Genomic DNA, 18,339 nt, shown 5'->3' with positions numbered 1-18,339 from the left:
CTAAACACGTTTGCCAGACGTTGAATGTTGTCCAGTGGAAAAAAGGCTGCCCATACCAGGCCGCAAACGAAAAACCAAAATACTATTTGTACACAAAACAGGAAAAAACCGGTGAAAGTCCTCATCGGGTCACCGTTATTGCTCCGCAGGAGAACCGTTAATATCAACACCGCCATCGCCTTTAAGCCACACGTAAGCTGGGTTCGTCATTTTTATCTCCTTATAAAAACCAGCAGTATTATCGTAAATCGCTTTTTGAATTAATGCATTTGTGCTTAAGGAAAGACTGATAAAAACAGATAAGGCAGATAAATATAAAAAAAGAATGGGCAAATAGCAGTGCTACTGAGTCGTAAAGGATAAGCAGTCGTAGAACGGGGCCAGAACTGGCCCCGCGGTTTTACTTCAATTCAGTGCTCAAACATCCGGGAACATCACACTATTCCCCGGTGCCTCGCGATGGAGGTGAATAAAGTTCAGGTGCCGCTCATACTGATCCAGTATGTCCGTAATTACCTGTTCCTTACTGTAATCCATCAGGTCATTCCCCTGGCTCCCTTCCAGCAGGAACGTCTCAAGACGGTAATACGTTGATTTCCCGCTGCGTGCGCGATAGGTAAACCCGGGCACCGAATACTGCTGTGGCCAAATCTGGTAGACAAAGTTTTGTTCGTCGCCCATATGCACCAACAGGTCCAGGTGTCCCAGAGTCTCACCGTCGTCCGGCGGCAGGTTTTTCAGTTCAACATACGCACCACGCAGCTTCAGCTCCTGCGCCACCTCTTCCATCGCCGGGAAGCAGACCGTTTCCATCATCTGTTTGGTGTAGCGCGTGCCCGGATAGTTCATCAGGCGTGACAACCGCTTTTTCCAGCTCAGTCTGTCCTGCGCACCCATCGGGCGTGGCGCGGTGTCGCGGCTGGCGCTGACGCGGCGGTAATCTTCCACCTTGAGAGATTTATACAGCCCGGCCATCACGAAGAAGATAACGAAACTGAACGGCAGACCCATGATCACCGTGGTGTTCTGCAGGGCAGAAATACCGTTGGTCATCAGCATGCCCAGGGTCAGCAGGCCAATGGCGACAGACCAGAAGATGCGCAGCCAGTTGGGGGCATCGCTGTTGATGTCCTTGAGCTTCGAGGTGAAGTTCCCCAGCACCAGCGCGCCCGAATCCGCCGAGGTGACGTAAAACAGCAGGCCGGTAATGGTTGCAACAGAGGCGCTAAAGGTAAACGCCGGATACTGCGCCAGCAGGCTGTAGAACCCCCGCTCCGGATGCACCATCGCTTCCTGCGCAAACGTCGCATTGCCGTGAATGATCTCGTGCAGCGCGCTATTGCCGAACACCGACAGCCACAGCAGCGTAAAGGTGAACGGGATAATCAGCGTGCCCATCACAAACTGACGAATGGTGCGTCCACGCGAAATACGCGCCAGGAACAGGCCAACAAACGGCGACCACGCGACCCACCACGCCCAGAAGAACAGCGTCCAGTTGTTCATCCACTCGACCGGGCGGTCAAAGGCGAAGCTGTTCAACGTCATACCCATAAAGCGGTTCACGTAATCACCCACGTTCAGCACTAACGCATTGAGCAGGAATGACGTATCGCCCATAAACAGCACGAACAGGATCAGCCCCAGCGCCAGCGCGACGTTCAGCTCAGAAAGCACGCGAATGCCCTTGTCCACGCCGGAGGTAACCGAAATGGTGGCGATAATCACCGACAGCGCGATCAGCGCCGCTTTGGCCGCCATGGAATCCGGGATATCAAACAGCACGCTCAGACCGTAGTTGAGCTGCACCACGCCGATACCGAGCGTGGTGGCGATCCCAAAGATGGTACCAATCACCGCCGCGATATCCACGGTGTGTCCAATCGGTCCGTTAATTTTTTTACCGAAAATCGGATAGAGCGCGGAGCGGATCGTGAGGGGTAAATTATAACGATAGCTAAAGTATCCGAGCGCCATCCCCATCAGGGCATACATCGACCAGCCGGTTAAGCCGTAGTGGAACAATGTCCAGACCATCGCCTGTCGCGCGGCCTCCATCGTCTGCCCCGCCCCTTCCGGTGGCTGCATATATTGCGTGACCGGTTCCGCCACGGAGAAGAACATCAGGTCAATACCAATGCCCGCGGCAAACAGCATCGCGGCCCAGCTCAGCAGGCTGAACTCGGGTTTTGACTGTTCCGGCCCGAGCTTTACCGAGCCAAAGCGCGAGCAGGCGATGCAGACGACGAAGACGATATAGAGCGTCGCCGCCAGCAAGTAGTACCAGCCGAAGGTCTTCGACACCCAGTTAAGGGTGCGCCCAATCCACTCGGCAGAAAAATCGCTAAAGAAGATCGTCATCAGGGAAAACAACAAAATCAGTCCTGCGGATGTATAAAAAACAACCGGATTGATTTTGTCCTTTTCTCTGTCTTGCGAAAGATCTGTCATCCAGTATCCCCACTGTTTTTGTAACTATTGAAATCCAAAACCGCAACAATTAAGACACATTTTATATTGAACGTCCAATCAAAAACCGCTTTAATGGTTAACCAACGCTGATGAATGGAGTGGCAAAAATGCCCAAAGTGGGGATGCAGCCAATCCGGCGCAGGCAACTGATCGACGCCACGCTGGAAGCAATAAATGAAGTGGGAATGCATGACGCGACCATCGCGCAGATCGCCCGTCGGGCGGGCGTTTCCACGGGGATCATCAGTCACTATTTCAAGGACAAAAATGGCCTGCTGGAAGCGACCATGCGCGACATCACCGGCCAGCTGCGCGACGCGGTATTGAACCGTTTGCATGCCTTACCGCACGGCAGCGCAGAGCAGCGTCTGCAGGCGATTGTCGGCGGCAATTTTGATGAAACCCAGATCAGCGGCGCGGCAATGAAAGCCTGGCTGGCCTTCTGGGCGAGCAGCATGCATCAGCCAATGCTCTACCGTCTGCAGCAGGTGAGCAGCCGCCGTCTGCTGTCGAACCTGGTGTATGAGTTCCGCCGCGAGCTGCCGCGCGAACAGGCGCAGGAGGCGGGTTACGGGCTCGCGGCGCTGATTGACGGGCTGTGGCTGCGCGCCGCGCTGAGTGGCAAACCGCTGGATAAAACCCTGGCCCAGTCGCTCACCAGCCACTTTATTAGCCAGCATTTACCGACCGATTAACCGAGGAGAATTTATGTCCCGAATGGCAGAACAGCAGCTTTATATCAATGGTGGTTATACATCGGCCACCAGCGGTCGCACCTTCGAGACCATCAACCCGGCCAACGGTGAAGTCCTGGCGACCGTTCAGGCCGCCGGGCGCGAGGATGTCGATCGCGCCGTAGAAAGCGCACAGCGCGGGCAAAAAATCTGGGCGGCGATGACCGCCATGGAGCGCTCGCGCATTCTGCGCCGTGCGGTAGACATTCTTCGTGAGCGTAACGACGAGCTGGCGAAGCTGGAAACCCTCGACACCGGCAAAGCGTACTCAGAAACCAGCACCGTTGATATCGTCACCGGCGCGGACGTGCTGGAGTACTACGCAGGGCTGATCCCGGCGCTGGAAGGCAGCCAGATCCCCCTGCGCGATACCTCATTTGTCTATACCCGTCGTGAACCGCTGGGCGTGGTCGCGGGCATTGGCGCGTGGAACTACCCGATCCAGATCGCCCTGTGGAAATCCGCGCCAGCGCTGGCCGCAGGTAACGCGATGATCTTCAAGCCGAGCGAAGTGACGCCCCTCACCGCCCTGAAGCTTGCCGAGATCTACACCGAAGCGGGTCTGCCGGACGGCGTATTTAACGTTCTGCCGGGCGTGGGCGCAGAAACCGGCCAGTTCCTGACCGAGCACCCGGGCATCGCCAAAGTCTCCTTCACCGGCGGCGTTGCCAGCGGCAAAAAAGTGATGGCCAATTCGGCGGCCTCGTCCCTGAAAGAGGTGACAATGGAGCTGGGCGGGAAATCCCCGCTGGTTATTTTCGACGATGCCGACCTGGATCTCGCGGCGGACATCGCCATGATGGCCAACTTCTTCAGCTCCGGCCAGGTATGCACCAACGGCACCCGCGTGTTCGTGCCGGCGAAATTCAAAGCCGCGTTTGAGCAGAAAATTGTTGATCGCGTGGCACGTATTCGCGCGGGCGATCTGTTCGATGAACGCACCAACTTTGGCCCACTGGTGAGCTTCCCGCACCGCGAAAACGTGCTGCGCTATATCGCCAAAGGCAAAGAGGAAGGCGCGCGTGTGCTGTGCGGTGGCGACGTGCTGAAAGGCGAAGGCTTTGACAACGGCGCGTGGGTGGCTCCCACCGTGTTCACCGACTGCACCGATGAGATGACCATCGTGCGCGAAGAGATCTTCGGGCCGGTGATGTCCATCCTCACGTACGAAACCGACGAAGAGGTGATTCGTCGCGCCAACGACACCGAGTACGGTCTGGCGGCGGGCATCGTGACTGCCGACCTGAACCGCGCACACAGCGCGATCCACGAGCTTGAAGCGGGTATCTGCTGGATCAACACCTGGGGTGAATCCGCGGCAGAGATGCCGGTTGGTGGCTACAAACACTCCGGCATTGGCCGCGAGAACGGCGTAATGACGCTCCAGAGTTATACCCAGGTGAAGTCCATCCAGGTTGAGATGGGTAAATTCCAGTCCATATTTTAACCGGGAGGTTTTTTTGCAATTTGACTACATCATTATTGGTGCCGGCTCTGCCGGCAACGTACTGGCAACACGACTGACGGAAGATCCCAATACCACCGTTCTGCTGCTAGAAGCGGGCGGCCCGGATTACCGTTTTGACTTCCGCACCCAGATGCCTGCCGCGCTGGCGTTTCCCTTGCAGGGCAAGCGTTACAACTGGGCGTATGAAACCGAGCCCGAGCCGCACATGAACAACCGCCGTATGGAGTGCGGTCGCGGCAAAGGGCTGGGCGGCTCATCCCTGATCAACGGCATGTGCTACATCCGCGGTAACGCGATGGATCTGGACAACTGGGCAACTGAGCCGGGTCTGGAACACTGGAGCTATCTCAACTGCCTGCCCTACTACCGTAAGGCTGAGACCCGTGACGTGGGGCCAAACGACTACCACGGCGGCGACGGCCCGGTGAGCGTGACCACCTCTAAACCCGGCGTAAACCCGCTGTTTGAAGCGATGGTAGAAGCCGGTGTGCAGGCGGGCTACCCGCGTACTGACGATCTTAACGGCTATCAGCAGGAAGGCTTCGGCCCGATGGACAGAACCGTGACGCCGCAAGGCCGTCGCGCCAGTACCGCACGCGGCTATCTGGATCAGGCGAAATCACGCCCGAACCTGACCATTCGCACCCATGCCATGACCGATCACATTATTTTTGACGGCAAACGCGCGACAGGCGTCGAGTGGCTGGAAGGCGAGAGCACGATTCCGTCAAAAGCGACGGCCAGCAAAGAGGTGCTGCTGTGCGCCGGGGCGATTGCCTCTCCGCAGATCCTGCAGCGCTCCGGCGTGGGTAACGCGGAACTGCTGAAGCAGTTTGACATCCCGCTGGTACATGACCTCCCGGGTGTGGGTGAAAACCTGCAGGATCACTTAGAGATGTACCTGCAGTACGAGTGCAAAGAGCCGGTCTCTCTCTACCCTGCCCTGCAGTGGTGGAACCAGCCGAAGATTGGCGCGGAGTGGCTGTTTGGCGGCACCGGCGTGGGAGCGAGCAACCACTTTGAAGCGGGCGGGTTTATCCGCAGCCGCGAGGAGTTTGAATGGCCGAATATTCAATACCACTTCCTGCCGGTCGCCATTAACTACAACGGGTCGAACGCGGTCAAAGAGCACGGCTTCCAGTGCCACGTTGGCTCCATGCGCTCACCAAGCCGCGGGAGTGTACGGATTAAATCACGCGATCCGCATCAGCATCCGGCGATCCTGTTCAACTATATGTCCCACGAACAGGACTGGCAGGAGTTTCGCGATGCGATCCGCATCACCCGTGAGATCATGCACCAGCCGGCGCTGGATAAATACCGTGGACGGGAAATCAGCCCGGGCATTGAGTGCCAGACCGACGAACAGCTGGACGAGTTTGTGCGTAACCACGCTGAAACCGCCTTCCACCCGTGCGGCACCTGTAAGATGGGGTATGACGAAATGGCCGTGGTCGACGGCGAAGGTCGCGTTCATGGGCTGGAAGGATTGCGCGTGGTGGATGCGTCCATTATGCCGCAGATCATCACCGGCAACCTGAACGCCACCACCATCATGATTGGCGAGAAAATTGCCGATGCCATTCGCGGACGCGAGCCGCTGGCGAAGAGTACCGCGGCATATTATGTCGCCAACGGTGCACCGGTTCGCCTGTAACGCAGTTTGCTAAGCAGCCCCTCTCCCAACGGGTGAGGGGCATATTTTACAGACGAAACGCCTCCAGCTTTTTACGCTGCCGCCCTTCCCCGTCAAAATTCGCTTCAGCCAGCCAGGCGCGGAGTTCGGCATCCCGCTGTGGCCATTCGCCATCAATGATTGACAGCATGTCGCTGTCGCGGTTGCGCCCTTTGCGCACCAGCTTCTGACGCAGCCGGCCTTCCCAGACAAATCCCAGCCTTTCCGCCGCATTACGCGAGGCAGTGTTCATTGAATCGCACTTCCACTCCAGCCGACGATAGCCATGCTCGAATGCATTCCTGAGCAACAGCCATACGGTTTCCGTGCCGAGGCGGGAGCCTTTCATCTTGCGTGACCAGGTGACGTGGCCGATCTCCACCGACCCTTGCATGCGCTCTATTGCCATATAGCTCACCAGCCCCACCGCTTGCCCGGTACGCAAATCGATGACGGCATACGGCACCAGTTCATCATCCAGTACTTTGCCAAGGACCCATTCTGCGGTGTCTTCAACGCTCACGGGCTGGGTGCTGACAAGCCACGTCCAGTCGCTGTCGTCCCCCAGCGCATAGGCCTCATACAAATCCGCGGCGTGGCGTTCGGCATCCAGCGGCTCCAGACGACAATACTGACCGACGAGCGGAGTGCGGGTTAACGCACGGGCGCATTTCCAGTCGGGGACGATATCGTTAACAGTTTGACCATGTTGATTAAGCTCGGGCACGGCGTTGACTCCCGGAAGGATAAGGGTTTTGTTATAGCAGGTTAAAAAGCGGACGAAAAGAGACGCGGCGTATCGCCTGCTCGGGAAAACGGGGGAAGTGGCGTTTGCACGCCAGGATGACAGCGGTACGCCGGGTAAGCCGTCGCCCTACCCGGCAAAACATTATTTCAGCAGCTTCACCGTAGCATCGATGTCGATCTCATCTTCCGTGAAGATCATCGTCGTATTCTGGAAGGTGGTGATAGCCAGCTTCTTCACCGTGCGCATTTCACCTGGTTTTTTGTCAGACTTGGGTTTGATGTTGTTCATCAGCAGCCCCACGGACAGTACCGCGTTCTCTTTATCGATACCGGTATCTGCTGGCTCTTCTTCGCTAAACACCACAAACGATTTGATCGAAGTGAGCTTCACGCGCTCGCCTGCGATATAGAGGTGTTTGCTTTCCGGGATCACCTTCACCGCATAGGCGGAAAGGCCTTTGTTGTTGGTTGTGGGCTCGAAGGTCACCGCTGCGTCTTTCTTAATCAGATCAGGGTTGGCGACCTTAATCACATGAAAATAGCGGTTGTCACCGTTTTCATCTTTGATAAATCCAAAGCCTTTATCTTTAAACCACGTTGTGATTGTACCGTTCATCGCTGTTACCGCCTGTCAGATCTCTAAGACTAAAGTTTTGCAGCGCGCAGTGTAATCCACAATGGCTGAGGAGACAAAAAAAAGCCCCTGCACGGGGGCAGGGGAAAACTCATGTCAGAGCTTATTAGTATTTAGTTGAACACCATACCACCGTCAATCAACAGGGACTGACCGGTCATGTAGTCGGAATCTGGCCCGGCGAGATAAGAGACGCAGGCGGCCACATCTTCGGGTTCGGACAATCTGCCAAGCGTAATGCGTTTGGCAAACGTTTCAGTGCCGTAGCCGAGCGGTTTACCCGCCGCTTCGGAGACCTGGCGGTCAATTTCCGCCCACATCGGCGTTTTGACGATGCCCGGGCAGTAAGCGTTAACGGTGATCCCTAATGGCGCAAGGTCACGTGCCGCCGTCTGGGTTAACCCGCGTACCGCAAACTTACTGGAACTGTAGACCGCCAGTTCAGGGTTCCCGGTATGGCCTGCCTGGGAACAGGCGTTGATGATCTTGCCGCCGTGCCCTTCTTTACGGAAGGCGTCAATGGCAGCCTGGATACCCCAGATAACCCCTTTGACGTTGATGTTGTAAACTTTGTCGACAATTTCCGGGGTGATCGACTCAATTGGCGTGGAAGGCGCGACCCCGGCATTGTTGACGATCACGTTGAAACCGCCCAGCGCAGTGCGGGCTTTTTCCACCGCTGCAAACACCTGCTCGCGGCTGGAGACATCCACCTTCACGGCGACGGCCTTCCCCCCATTGCGGACGATCTCATCGGCAACGGCTTTTGCCGTCTCTTCGTTGTAATCCGCGATGGCGACGGCAAAGCCGTCTTTCACCAGGCGAAGCGCAATCGCTTTACCAATCCCCTGGCCTGAGCCTGTTACGAGAGCAACTTTTTGCATTTCTCTGTCCTTATATTGATTCACAAAATCTGGCTGAGATGGAGCTGGCCCATCAGCAGCGGGTTATCGCTATAGTCGACGGGAATGGCGACCACGGCCGGGCCATCGACATCCATTGCAGCACGCAGCGTAGGCTCCAGCGCATCCGCGCTCTCGACGGCAAAGCCTTTCGCCCCGAAGGCATCGGCATAGACTTTGAAATCGACCGGGCCGAACTCTACGCCGGAAAGGCGCTGGTATTTTTTCTCTTCCTGGATCGCCACCATGTTGTAGGCGTTGTCTACCCAGATGATGTGCAGCACATTGGCGTTAAGACGCACGGCGGTTTCCAGCTCCATGCTCGACTGCAGGAAGCCGCCGTCACCGGACACCGAGACCACCTTGCGGCCAGGATTGACCAGCCACGCACCAATCGCCCACGGCAGTGCAACACCCATGGTCTGCTGACCGTTAGAGATCATGACCTGACGTGCGCGGAAGCTATAGAGATAGCGGGCGATCCAGATGTGGAAGCTCCCCATATCAACGGTGAGCGTAACGTCGTTATTGACGATGTCCTGCATGGCCCGCACGATGCGCAGCGGATGCAGGGCAAACTGATTAAGCGAGGCGCCACGGCGATCGAGCAGATCCCGTTGATGCTGACGATCGACCAGGATTTCTGACGCGCGCGCGCTGAGCTCCAGCTTGTGGGCGATCCGGCTCGCGAGCAGGTTCAGCGTTTCGGCGATGTCCCCCACCAGCTCGAGGTCAGGCACATAATTGCGTTCTTCATAGGCGGGCAGCACATCGATATGCACCAGCGTGGCGTCGCCGCTGTTCCACATGGACGGTTCGTATTCCACCGGGCTGTAACCGATGCAGATAATCAGATCCGCCAGATGCAGCAATCTGTCGCCTGCCTGGTTGTTAAAGAGGCCGACACGTCCGGCAAAGCGGGTGAAATGTTCCTGATTCACCGCCCCGGCCGCCTGATAGGTACTGGTGACCGGGATGCGACTTTTCTCCAGCAGCTTACGCAGCGCGGCGCTGTTGGCAGGCTGGCTGGCCATCAGGCCCAGTAAAATGACCGGATTCTTGGCTTTTTCGATAAGCTTCGCCACATCGTTAATGGCGGACTCCGGTGCCGGCCCCATTTTGGCAGTACTGCTGCCCGGCAAAATCGCGCCCGTGGCGGGCTGGTCGACAATATCCTGCGGCAGGCTGACGAACGCGCCCCCTGGCCTGCCGTGCTCGGCAGCGCGAAACGCGTTCGAGACCACTTCGGCAATCGCATCCGGTGAACTCACCTCTACAGCGTATTTCGTCACCGGGCTGAACATGGCGACCGTGTCCATGCTCTGATGCACCAGCTTCGCTTTATCTGCCCGCTTCACGGCACCGCCCAGCGCGACCACCGGGTCGCCCTCACTGTTGGCGGTGGCAATCCCGGTGATCAGGTTTGAGCAGCCCGGTCCGGAGGTGACCAGCGCGACCCCGGCCTTGCCGGTCAGGCGCCCTACCGCTGCGGCCATAAACGCCGCGTTCGCTTCGTGGCGCACGGGAATGATTTCGATGGAGGAATCGAGCAAGGAATCAAACACTTTGTCGATTTTTGCACCCGGAATACCGAAAACCTGCTTCACGCCCTGCGCTTCCAGCTGGCCTACGACCATATCGGCGCCATGCGCCCACTGACGTGCCTGTTTATCACTGTTCACGGTGGTTCTCCTGTTAGTTTTCGACGGAACGGATTGCAGCATCAAGGTTGCTGGGGTGAAGGTTGGCCTGTAAAAATGCGCTGTCGGCAGGCAGGTCGATCATCAGTTTGTGAATTTCACCGAAGGTCAGCACGCCGCTCTCCAGCTGGTAGTCGAGCAGATGCCCGCCGCCCTGACGATCGTCGGTGATAAAATGTTCGTGATATCCCGCGACGTTAATGCCCTGCATATGCTGCGGCGTGCGGAACCCGACCAGTACCCCTTCTCGCTGGTTAAAGCGGAACACCGGCTGGTCGTCCAGAACGTCGGTCATCGCACGGTATGGCGGCTTCTGACGCGGAACGGTACGGGTGTGGGCGTGGCGGAAATTACCGTCGATGCGTAACGCACAGAACAGGTTATCGGAGGGGATTTGCTGGTCGATCACGTCGTGGATCTGCTGACGGCTGACCGGCGCATCGAAGGTTTTGCGATACTGCGGCTGGAACCAGGTCATCACCGCAAACGGTGTTTTTTGCTCCGGCTTCGCGGCACGGGCACTCCCGTCGGCGCGCAGCTGATACACCTGGCTGCTGAAGGCAATCATTTCGCCATCCAGCTCGTTGAACGTACCCAGACCAAAATCGCCGTGCGCAAGCAGATCGGCGATAGTGGTATCCCCCTCGTACACGCCGCTTAACAGGGCGCTCATTAGCGATGTCTGATAGATCACGCTGTCAGGATGCTGGGCAGAAAACCCACGCAGGGTCTCGCACAAACTGGCCTCACAGTCGCATGCAGATGAATGCACCATCATGCTCGTCCTCTTCAACTTTATTTAGAAAGGTTAAATAAATGTTGACCCGATTCAGCATAGAGTTCCAATATAGAATCCATGCTGGTTTGAGACGTTTTTGATATGGAACTTCGTTATCTGCGGTATTTTGTCGCCGTTGCACGTGAGCGACACTTCACCAAAGCGGCCAAAGCGCTGGGTATTTCACAGCCTCCTCTGAGTCAGCAGATTAAACGGCTCGAGGAAGAAGTGGGCACGCCGTTATTCAGACGCCTGACGCGAGGCGTGGAGCTGACTGAAGCGGGAGAAGCCTTCTATGAGGACGCCTGTAAGATCCTGGCGCTGAGCGACGCCGCGCTGGAGAAAGCCCGGGGCATTGCCCGCGGGCTGAACGGCAGTCTGTCGATTGGGATCACCAGTTCAGACGCCTTTCACCCCAAAATCTTCACCCTTATTCGCCAGTATCAGCTGCAGAACATGGCGGTGAGAGTGCACCAGGTGGAAGCCAATATGTCTTCGCTGACGGCGATGCTGGCGGAGGGTGAACTGGATATCGCGTTTGTGCGTCTGCCGTGTGAGAGCAGCAAAGCGTTTGAGCTAAAAATTCTCGACCGTGAGCCGATGGTTGTGGCGCTGCATCGCGACCATCCACTGGCGAAGTGTGGATCGCTGGCGCTGGAGCAACTGCGGGATACGCCGGTCGTTTTGTTCCCGCAGGAGGTCGCGCCAGGGCTGTACGATCGCGTTTACGGCTGCTGCGAGCGGGCCGGAATTGACGTGCAGCACACGCTGCAGTCTTCGCAACTTTCCTCTTCCCTGAGCATGGTGTCCGCTGGCGGCGGGTTCGCCCTGGTGCCGAAGTCGATGGCCGCCATTTCGCCCCCCAATGTGACCTACCATGCGCTGACATCACCGGAGCTTTATACTGATATCGCGCTGTGCTGGCGGCGTTTTGAACGTTCGCGGACGGTGAAACGGTTTCTGGCGATGCTGAGTGAAGGGTAATGGCGCGGCGCTGCTTGCGCCCGCTAAGGCCTTTCTGGAAGCCGCCTCGCAAATCTGCAAGTAACCCTGTGTAATTCAGGGTTAGTGCTTTTCTTACTCTCCTCCCGGCCGTAAAGTGCCTGCGTTGCGGCACATCCGCAACCGGGCGTAGGAACCCGCATATCACGATACGACAATTATTTTGTCGCGGCAGCGCTCATCCCGTTACACTACGGTCGCGCTGGCGGAGCAACCGAAAGGTTGGCCGTTTTTGTCGTGTGCGGTATTCCTACCTCCGTCAGCGCTACCACCCATGAGCGTAGGAACTTATTGGATGGTCTGGAGTTTTTTTAAAATGGAAAATCACATGACAACTGTCCCTTCCCTGTCTTACGCGCTCTCTGAAGAAAGCGCTATACACCATCTGATTCATCTACAACTGCCTGAATCTGCAGATCTCTTCGAACTGGCCGATGCCTGCACCGCGTATGTAAGCGTGCTGGTAGAAACCGACGATGCGGTCACCCATGCAACACTGTGCACGCGTTTGCTGGCAGTCCTTAAACGCCTTCGCGCGCGTTGTGATTCTGCCCTCCCGCCTTATCTGGTCGAACAGCTGATTGCAGGAGAGAAGATTGTCTCCTGCGTTCCGGACTGCTGGCAGGATACGTCGCTCCAGGTGGACTATGCGCTGGCGTTAACGCAGGCGGTAATGGGCGGAACATTGCCTGCAAACGTGGCAAAAGAGCTGACCGGTCTGCTACATGATATGGTCTGGCTGCTGGCGGAGTTCGTGAAAGAGCCGTATATCACGGCGCACTAAGGCCAGTGCGTAAGGGCCGAAATTCAGCTGGTCTGTGAGCCAGAATTTCGGCCTTAATAATATAAAAAACCCATGCAGACGAAGGGTTAAAGTACTGAGATAGCCTCGTCCAGCCAGCCGGGAAGCGTTTCTCTGTACCAGTTCAGGTACAGCTCAAAATCTGTTTTGTTCCGGTCATAGAGCAGGGACACCACCTCTGACACAATCCATGCTTTAGCAAGGGTTATTTCCATCGCTAACTGTCGGACAGGCATATGCGGATAATGCACGCTGTAACGCTCCGCAAGCTGTAAAATGATTTGCCTGGAGCCCATCCCCTTTATCAGCGGGGCGAGGTCGATAGCCGGACTGCCCGTGCCAAACCTTTCCCAGTCAAAGAGAACCCACTCTCCGTTTTCTCTCCTCCCCCAGTTACCGGCATTGGTATCCCCTGAGATTAAATATTTCTGCCGAAACAAAACGCTGCCCGCTTGCTGAAAACAGCGCATCTGGTGGGCCGCGCGGTCCGGTAATTTCAAAAGCGCCAATGATTTTTCAAGCGCTTTCTCGGACCAGGAATGAGGGTGATACACCCAGGTTGGGTCTGGTGGAGTGCGATGAAGATGAGAAAGGCATTTCAATATGTCATCCCCCGACACCTCATCCTGAGACACTTTTCCAGGGATATATTCCAGCCTTAACCGGCGTGGATGTGGATCGGCAGACAACAGCGTCGGCGTTTTGATCCCCCTGCTGTTGAGCTCTTTCGCCGCATGCTCGTAGAAAGCGTATTCCACAGGGCTAACAGGGCATTTTTCTATGACTTGCTGACCATATTGATCCACCAAACGCTGCACTTTTGCCGCACCCATTTGGGATAAATTCTCCGCAGACATACATGACTTCCTGTGTCAGGTTTGGCTTTAAGGGATAAGTGTAGTGTGATGCGGAGAGATCAGGGGAATTGCGTTTTACGGGCGGTGTTGCGGGTTGTGGGAAGGTCCGCTTAGATCGAAGTGCGGAAGCTGGCTCTTGTACAGACTGCCAGTACAATGGTAGACAAATTCAGCCCCCACGAAGGAGAGTGTTCAAAGGCCTCTACTGACGCCCCAATATGGCTTTACCGCCGTCTCCGACTGATAAACATGTCAATGTCATCGAAGATATCGGCGCGAGCCAGATTCCGGAGTTTGTAGACCCGCTTCTCTGATTCATTGCTTTTTGAGCGAACTGAAGTAAGGCCGTAGAAGTAAAACAGTACCGCTGGCAGATGGGGCATTTTCTCGCGTTAGCGGAGGTCATCACTCTGCTTAGATTCAGCATATGACGTCAGCCGATAGTGTGACTGTACCAGACCCGAAGGGAAGCTACGGCTGGATAATAGCGTCAAATCTATATCATGGGGCAGCACTCCGAACAGCGCCTTTCCCGAACCGAGCAGGACAGGAACAGTAGTGATAACGATATCGGCGACCAGACCTTCGCGAAGGAACGACTGTATTAACTGCCCACCATCGATATAGGCCCGGTGCACGTTCTTCTCCATTAGCTCAGTAAGAGCCTCCCTTGGCGTGCAGCATGAAAACTGCACTTTACCCTTCAGCGCCTCGGGCACGGGGGTACCGGTTAGCTGCCGGGAAAGCACCAGCACGGGTCGATCATAAGGCCATTCGTCAAAAGTCAGCACCTTCTCATAGCTGCCTCGCCCCATAATGATCCATTCTTTGTCCGCGATAAATGCGGCATAGCCATGATCTTCTGTCGGGTCATCGCGCTTCAACAGCCAGTCGATATCACCATCCTGTCGAGCGATATAACCATCAAGACTGACCGCGATGAAAACATGTGTGGTGACCATCACGTGCTCCGTATTCAGGTTGCATATATCTCGTTGAGTTTAGCAATGTTAGCGATATTGATATGCTGCGATAAAGTCACATCACAATGTTAGCAACATCTGCTCCAGGCACGCAGCGAGCAAGTTACCTTAGGTGAATGTCCGCTAGCGGACATTCCAGTTGCATCACGTCTGGGCTTTACGTTGCGACCAGGACGGAGCGGGAATATAGGGCAAGTTCACAGCTGCGATATCGCATCCTGGGTGCCACCGTGCGCGGCGATAAACATGGCGACGGCCGACCGACAATATGATTCGATTTCGTTGTCGTCCTCTGCTCTGGCCGCATCGAAGCGCGCGATAATCAGAAGGTCAGAGCCTTTGAAAAGCGCGGCAAACAAGCGAGCGGATTGAAGAGGATCGGGAACGTTCAGAAGCGCTTTCTGGTGCAATTGACGTAAAAGAGCTTCGATTTGGGCGATGACATGAGCGGGGCCAGCTTCATAATGGAGCTTGCTTAACGACTTTTGATTCGTCTTGTCAGCCATGACCATGGCTTCGACGCTACTCACGTCGGGCCTCAGCAACGTGCGCAGCAGTAATGATCCCACCGCCATCAGTTGATCTTCAACCGAACCGTCAACGCCTTCAAGAAGGGACTGTGGTGCAAACAACTGATGACAACCGGCCACAATGGCCGCACTGAAGAGTGCCTCCTTGTTCTCGAAGTGCCGATAGATGCTGAGTTTGGATATCTTCGCTCGCTGGGCGACTTTGTCCAGGGTCGTCGCCTGAAATCCCAATTCTACGAATAGCTCGGAGGCGGCCTCGACGATTGTCTGGCCAAGCGCCTCGTTGACAGGCCGGCCCCGCCGGGTCGGGTTGTTTTTATTGGTCACTATAAATACAGTCCTTGACAGTATCGTAATTATTTAATTACGATACCATGCAGTTTCATAAATGTGCAAGGTGCGCCAGAGCTAGCACATCTCCTTACATCCTCAACACGGAACTCATCACCATGAATGACGTCATCATCATCGGAGGCAGCTTTGCCGGTCTTGCCGCCGCCCTGCAGCTTGGCCGTGCCCGTCGCAAGGTTACGGTCCTCGACACTGGCCGGCAACGTAATCGCTTTGCTGCCCGTTCACATGGTGTGCTCGGCCACGATCACAAGCCGCCACAGGACATCCTGGCCGAGGCGCGGCAGCAACTGGCACGCTACCCAACGATCAAGCTCGTCAACGCGCGGGCCGAAAGCGTATCTGGCACCATCGACGATTTCTGCGTCGTCACGGACGATAACGAAAGCCTGCGGGCGCGCCGCTTAATTCTGAGCTATGGCGTCGCTGACCAGATGCCTGATATTCCCGGCTTTGCCGAAAGCTGGGGTACATCCATCATACCATGCCCCTATTGCGACGGCTTTGAAGTCGCCGACCAGCACTGGGGCCTCATCTGGTCTGGCGTACAGTCGCACAATCAGGTCAGGCTCTTCCACGACTGGACAAACAGATTGACTGTCTTTGGCAACGGTCACGACATCAGTCTCGACATACGGGCCGATCTGGCCACTCGCCAGGTACCTCTCATTGATGGCAGGATCACTGAAATCGAACCTCACGGAAGCCATAGTGCCACCATCAGGATCGAATCCGGCCCCGATGTTTCAGTCGATATTCTGTTCGCGCATCCGCGGACCAGGCCGTCCGCAAGCCTTCATGATGCACTGGGCCTCGCCACGGTCAATACGCCAACCGGCATCGCCCTCAAGACCGACGAGCGCCGCGAAACCAGCATGCCTGGCATCTACGCCGCCGGTGACCTTGCCAACCCCGGTATCCCCTCGGTCACTACGGCAGCATGGCAAGGCACGATGGCGGGTATCTTCGCTCAGCAGTCGATGCTCAGTTGAGCGCAGGCAGCATCGTTCATCCAGTTCAATTTACTGTAGACAGGAGTGCCGCCATGGCCGCGATAAAACCATTTAAACCTCTGGACGAGAAATTTCCGTTTGACCGCCAACTAGGCGTTGCGGCTGCACCTCTCGTGCTAATCAACCTCTTCGCGGTCTTGGATCCCGCCGACGAAGCAGGCTTCCTGGACGCTTTCAAGGCAGCTGCCGAGGTCATAACGAAGCAACCGGGCTTCATTTCCATGCAATTACATCGGGCGATTGGCGATAGTCCGACTTACCTGAACTATGTAGTGTGGGAATCCACCGAGGCGGTTCGCGCGGCCTTCACTGATCCCGAGTTCCTCGCGAAACTTCCAGCATATCCTTCATCCGTCATAGCCAGCCCTCATCTGTTCCAGAAGGTCGCCGTCCCCGGCTTCTGCACAGCCTGACTCCGGAAATATAGTAAAGCGCGCCCCCCTAACTGAGCCGTAAGGTCCGCTACGAGCGAAAAGCGGACCTACTGATGTTCATGGTATGACTAACCGCGTAAATCAAAGCGAGATTTTTGAAAATCGCGGTACACTTCCTGATTAGTAAAAGCTGGAAAGGTGGCTTTCTGGGCTGCTGATTTTACCGCTTCGCAATATGCTTTATTACCGTCGCTAGTTGATATGTTTAAAGCCTTACCATTCTGAGCAAACTCTATGTGTAATCGACACTTCTTCCCTTTCCAGTTTTGTGGGTCAGCCAGTTTTGCATTTATCGCTGCTCTGATCGCCCGCGCTTGCGCGCCCCATTCATCCTGATCGTCCCAGTAGCCAGAACCGCAATTAGCCCTTGCAGTGGTTTTATGGCATCCGGAAGGTTTTAATGGCGTGCATCCCGTTACCAGACTGGCAACAAATGCCAGCATAAAAAATTTCCTTACCATTTCATTCGCTCTCACTCCCTGCACCCTCACTCCATTAAATTCGTTATGTACATTGATAGATTATTCCGCCATCACGAGTACATTTTCAACTGCCCATTCTGGCGATGACGAGGTCGTTATTAAGCAGTTACTGGTTCCCTTTTGATAACCTCATGGAGTTTTTCAATGCCCGCCTCTTAAGCGCTCTCAAAATGCCGATTATTGCGAAATTCGACAGAGGGTAGTTCCGGGTAAGAAGCACGAGCTGTCTCACGCCTGAACGACTTGATGAGGCTCTTAGAATGACGCCAAAACAGCGGCAACGCCATATAAGCCAATACCAAATACAATGTGTGTAAGCAGGCTTAACAGACGCAAAAGCCATGGATGAGGTGTACGTGAGGCCGCGATACCAAAGCCAAACGCGGGTTGCAACATCAAAAACGGGGCAGTTAACGTTATTAAGCCTGTCAACACGCCAATTAACAGCGAGGGTTCATGGAGCCAGCACTTTCCGTCAAGCGAAAACGGGATAAACGCAAAAAATATACCGGTAAGGTAATGGAATATCCAGCCAGTAAGCATCTCTCCATGTATCTGCGGCGATGAAAGAATGGTGTGATGCCTGAATTTCCCCTTAGGGAGGAGTAAAACCCAGCGCCCAACCAAAGCATAATTCAATGGTGGTATTTTCAGAATGTACTTCTGAAAAAGTGACCACAAATCCATAACCAGCGTTGCGCCAATTCCCGTTATGATCGTTTTGAAAATAATATCCAAAGTCCACTTCCTTTTATCAGTGAAATGATAAGCTGAT

Annotated in this window: 18 protein-coding genes and 1 pseudogene; 7 read left to right on the top strand and 12 right to left on the bottom strand. The window is 55.5% G+C overall.

Features of this window, described 5'->3' with window-relative positions:
• Positions 1–417: 417 nt before the first annotated feature.
• The gene (gene betT, locus ACMGG3_RS01780) at positions 418–2,451 is read right to left on the bottom strand and encodes a choline BCCT transporter BetT (RefSeq protein WP_014169058.1); all 2,034 of its coding nucleotides are present in this window, start codon (positions 2,449–2,451) and stop codon (positions 418–420) included.
• 128 nt (positions 2,452–2,579) lie between these two features.
• On the opposite strand from betT, the gene betI reads away from it, so the two are divergent.
• Genes betI through betA form a run of 3 tightly spaced genes read left to right on the top strand, consistent with a single transcriptional unit; the run spans position 2,580 to position 6,331 of the window.
• Entirely contained in the window at positions 2,580–3,167 is a 588-nt protein-coding gene (gene betI, locus ACMGG3_RS01775; protein ID WP_020885037.1) for a transcriptional regulator BetI, read from the top strand.
• Between the two features lie 13 nt (positions 3,168–3,180).
• Positions 3,181–4,653: a betaine-aldehyde dehydrogenase gene (gene betB, locus ACMGG3_RS01770; RefSeq protein WP_333177819.1), complete on the top strand. Its 1,473-nt coding sequence runs from the start codon at positions 3,181–3,183 to the stop codon at positions 4,651–4,653.
• A gap of 13 nt (positions 4,654–4,666) precedes the next feature.
• Positions 4,667–6,331 (top strand): choline dehydrogenase, encoded by a 1,665-nt coding sequence (gene betA / locus ACMGG3_RS01765; protein WP_121340115.1) that lies wholly within the window; start codon positions 4,667–4,669, stop codon positions 6,329–6,331.
• Between the two features lie 46 nt (positions 6,332–6,377).
• Here the strand turns inward: betA and ACMGG3_RS01760 are convergent, their stop codons facing one another.
• The 5 genes from ACMGG3_RS01760 to budA all read right to left on the bottom strand — a co-directional run bounded on the left by ACMGG3_RS01760 (position 6,378) and on the right by budA (position 11,107).
• Positions 6,378–7,076: a GNAT family N-acetyltransferase gene (locus ACMGG3_RS01760; protein WP_014169054.1), complete on the bottom strand. Its 699-nt coding sequence runs from the start codon at positions 7,074–7,076 to the stop codon at positions 6,378–6,380.
• 162 nt (positions 7,077–7,238) lie between these two features.
• Positions 7,239–7,712, bottom strand: a complete 474-nt coding sequence (locus tag ACMGG3_RS01755; protein ID WP_014169053.1) for a cold-shock protein — start codon at positions 7,710–7,712, stop codon at positions 7,239–7,241.
• Positions 7,713–7,843: 131 nt separating this feature from the next.
• Positions 7,844–8,614 carry a (S)-acetoin forming diacetyl reductase gene (locus ACMGG3_RS01750; RefSeq protein ID WP_040016887.1) on the bottom strand — a complete coding sequence of 257 codons (771 nt, stop codon included), beginning with the start codon at positions 8,612–8,614 and terminating at the stop codon, positions 7,844–7,846.
• Positions 8,615–8,634: 20 nt separating this feature from the next.
• Positions 8,635–10,356, bottom strand: a complete 1,722-nt coding sequence (gene alsS / locus ACMGG3_RS01745; protein WP_086463059.1) for an acetolactate synthase AlsS — start codon at positions 10,354–10,356, stop codon at positions 8,635–8,637.
• Positions 10,328–11,107, bottom strand: a complete 780-nt coding sequence (gene budA, locus ACMGG3_RS01740; protein WP_025204708.1) for an acetolactate decarboxylase — start codon at positions 11,105–11,107, stop codon at positions 10,328–10,330. Before budA ends, alsS begins: the two co-directional genes overlap by 29 nt.
• Before the next feature lie 105 nt (positions 11,108–11,212).
• Between budA and ACMGG3_RS01735 the strand changes: the two genes are divergently transcribed.
• Together ACMGG3_RS01735 and ACMGG3_RS01730 are read left to right on the top strand one after the other, a co-directional pair.
• Positions 11,213–12,094, top strand: a complete 882-nt coding sequence (locus tag ACMGG3_RS01735; RefSeq protein WP_014169049.1) for a LysR family transcriptional regulator — start codon at positions 11,213–11,215, stop codon at positions 12,092–12,094.
• Between the two features lie 346 nt (positions 12,095–12,440).
• Complete coding sequence (locus ACMGG3_RS01730) at positions 12,441–12,896, top strand: hypothetical protein (RefSeq protein ID WP_025204709.1); 456 nt, start codon at positions 12,441–12,443, stop codon at positions 12,894–12,896.
• An 86-nt stretch (positions 12,897–12,982) separates the two neighbouring features.
• Here ACMGG3_RS01730 and ACMGG3_RS01725 read toward each other — a convergent pair whose 3' ends face one another.
• From ACMGG3_RS01725 to ACMGG3_RS01710, 4 genes and pseudogenes are all read right to left on the bottom strand, one after another.
• Positions 12,983–13,771: a phosphotransferase family protein gene (locus ACMGG3_RS01725; protein WP_414149532.1), complete on the bottom strand. Its 789-nt coding sequence runs from the start codon at positions 13,769–13,771 to the stop codon at positions 12,983–12,985.
• Positions 13,772–13,995: 224 nt separating this feature from the next.
• Positions 13,996–14,113: pseudogene (locus ACMGG3_RS01720) on the bottom strand (IS3 family transposase); the annotation flags it as partial.
• Positions 14,114–14,163: 50 nt separating this feature from the next.
• Entirely contained in the window at positions 14,164–14,733 is a 570-nt protein-coding gene (locus ACMGG3_RS01715; protein ID WP_073395695.1) for a dihydrofolate reductase family protein, read from the bottom strand.
• A gap of 218 nt (positions 14,734–14,951) precedes the next feature.
• Positions 14,952–15,611, bottom strand: a complete 660-nt coding sequence (locus ACMGG3_RS01710; protein ID WP_193163125.1) for a TetR/AcrR family transcriptional regulator — start codon at positions 15,609–15,611, stop codon at positions 14,952–14,954.
• 122 nt (positions 15,612–15,733) lie between these two features.
• Here ACMGG3_RS01710 and ACMGG3_RS01705 point away from each other — a divergent pair, with 122 nt between their 5' ends.
• Positions 15,734–16,627 (top strand): NAD(P)/FAD-dependent oxidoreductase, encoded by an 894-nt coding sequence (locus tag ACMGG3_RS01705; protein WP_032681458.1) that lies wholly within the window; start codon positions 15,734–15,736, stop codon positions 16,625–16,627.
• 53 nt (positions 16,628–16,680) lie between these two features.
• The gene (locus ACMGG3_RS01700) at positions 16,681–17,061 is read left to right on the top strand and encodes an antibiotic biosynthesis monooxygenase family protein (RefSeq protein ID WP_414149531.1); all 381 of its coding nucleotides are present in this window, start codon (positions 16,681–16,683) and stop codon (positions 17,059–17,061) included.
• 89 nt (positions 17,062–17,150) lie between these two features.
• On the opposite strand, the gene ACMGG3_RS01695 is transcribed toward ACMGG3_RS01700, so the two are convergent.
• A complete protein-coding gene (locus ACMGG3_RS01695) occupies positions 17,151–17,525 on the bottom strand; it encodes a cell envelope integrity TolA C-terminal domain-containing protein (RefSeq protein ID WP_414149530.1) in 375 nt (124 codons plus the stop codon).
• 294 nt (positions 17,526–17,819) lie between these two features.
• Positions 17,820–18,296 (bottom strand): DUF2938 domain-containing protein, encoded by a 477-nt coding sequence (locus tag ACMGG3_RS01690; protein WP_414149904.1) that lies wholly within the window; start codon positions 18,294–18,296, stop codon positions 17,820–17,822.
• Positions 18,297–18,339: the final 43 nt, after the last annotated feature.

The sequence above is a fragment of the Enterobacter sp. BNK-18 genome, assembly GCF_047456135.1.
GTDB classification, from domain to species: Bacteria; Pseudomonadota; Gammaproteobacteria; order Enterobacterales; family Enterobacteriaceae; genus Enterobacter; species Enterobacter ludwigii.
This window is presented reverse-complemented; position numbering and strand designations above follow the sequence as displayed.

Bases quoted from the DNA above. Each gene is read 5' to 3' on its own strand.
- betT (WP_014169058.1), bottom strand. From the start codon at position 2,451: ATGACAGATCTTTCGCAAGACAGAGAAAAGGACAAAATCAATCCGGTT.
- betI (WP_020885037.1), top strand. From the start codon at position 2,580: ATGCCCAAAGTGGGGATGCAGCCAATCCGGCGCAGGCAACTGATCGAC.
- betB (WP_333177819.1), top strand. From the start codon at position 3,181: ATGTCCCGAATGGCAGAACAGCAGCTTTATATCAATGGTGGTTATACA.
- ACMGG3_RS01755 (WP_014169053.1), bottom strand. From the start codon at position 7,712: ATGAACGGTACAATCACAACGTGGTTTAAAGATAAAGGCTTTGGATTT.
- ACMGG3_RS01750 (WP_040016887.1), bottom strand. From the start codon at position 8,614: ATGCAAAAAGTTGCTCTCGTAACAGGCTCAGGCCAGGGGATTGGTAAA.
- alsS (WP_086463059.1), bottom strand. From the start codon at position 10,356: ATGCTGCAATCCGTTCCGTCGAAAACTAACAGGAGAACCACCGTGAAC.
- budA (WP_025204708.1), bottom strand. From the start codon at position 11,107: ATGGTGCATTCATCTGCATGCGACTGTGAGGCCAGTTTGTGCGAGACC.
- ACMGG3_RS01735 (WP_014169049.1), top strand. From the start codon at position 11,213: ATGGAACTTCGTTATCTGCGGTATTTTGTCGCCGTTGCACGTGAGCGA.
- ACMGG3_RS01730 (WP_025204709.1), top strand. From the start codon at position 12,441: ATGACAACTGTCCCTTCCCTGTCTTACGCGCTCTCTGAAGAAAGCGCT.
- ACMGG3_RS01725 (WP_414149532.1), bottom strand. From the start codon at position 13,771: ATGTCTGCGGAGAATTTATCCCAAATGGGTGCGGCAAAAGTGCAGCGT.
- ACMGG3_RS01715 (WP_073395695.1), bottom strand. From the start codon at position 14,733: ATGGTCACCACACATGTTTTCATCGCGGTCAGTCTTGATGGTTATATC.
- ACMGG3_RS01705 (WP_032681458.1), top strand. From the start codon at position 15,734: ATGAATGACGTCATCATCATCGGAGGCAGCTTTGCCGGTCTTGCCGCC.
- ACMGG3_RS01700 (WP_414149531.1), top strand. From the start codon at position 16,681: ATGGCCGCGATAAAACCATTTAAACCTCTGGACGAGAAATTTCCGTTT.
- ACMGG3_RS01695 (WP_414149530.1), bottom strand. From the start codon at position 17,525: ATGCTGGCATTTGTTGCCAGTCTGGTAACGGGATGCACGCCATTAAAA.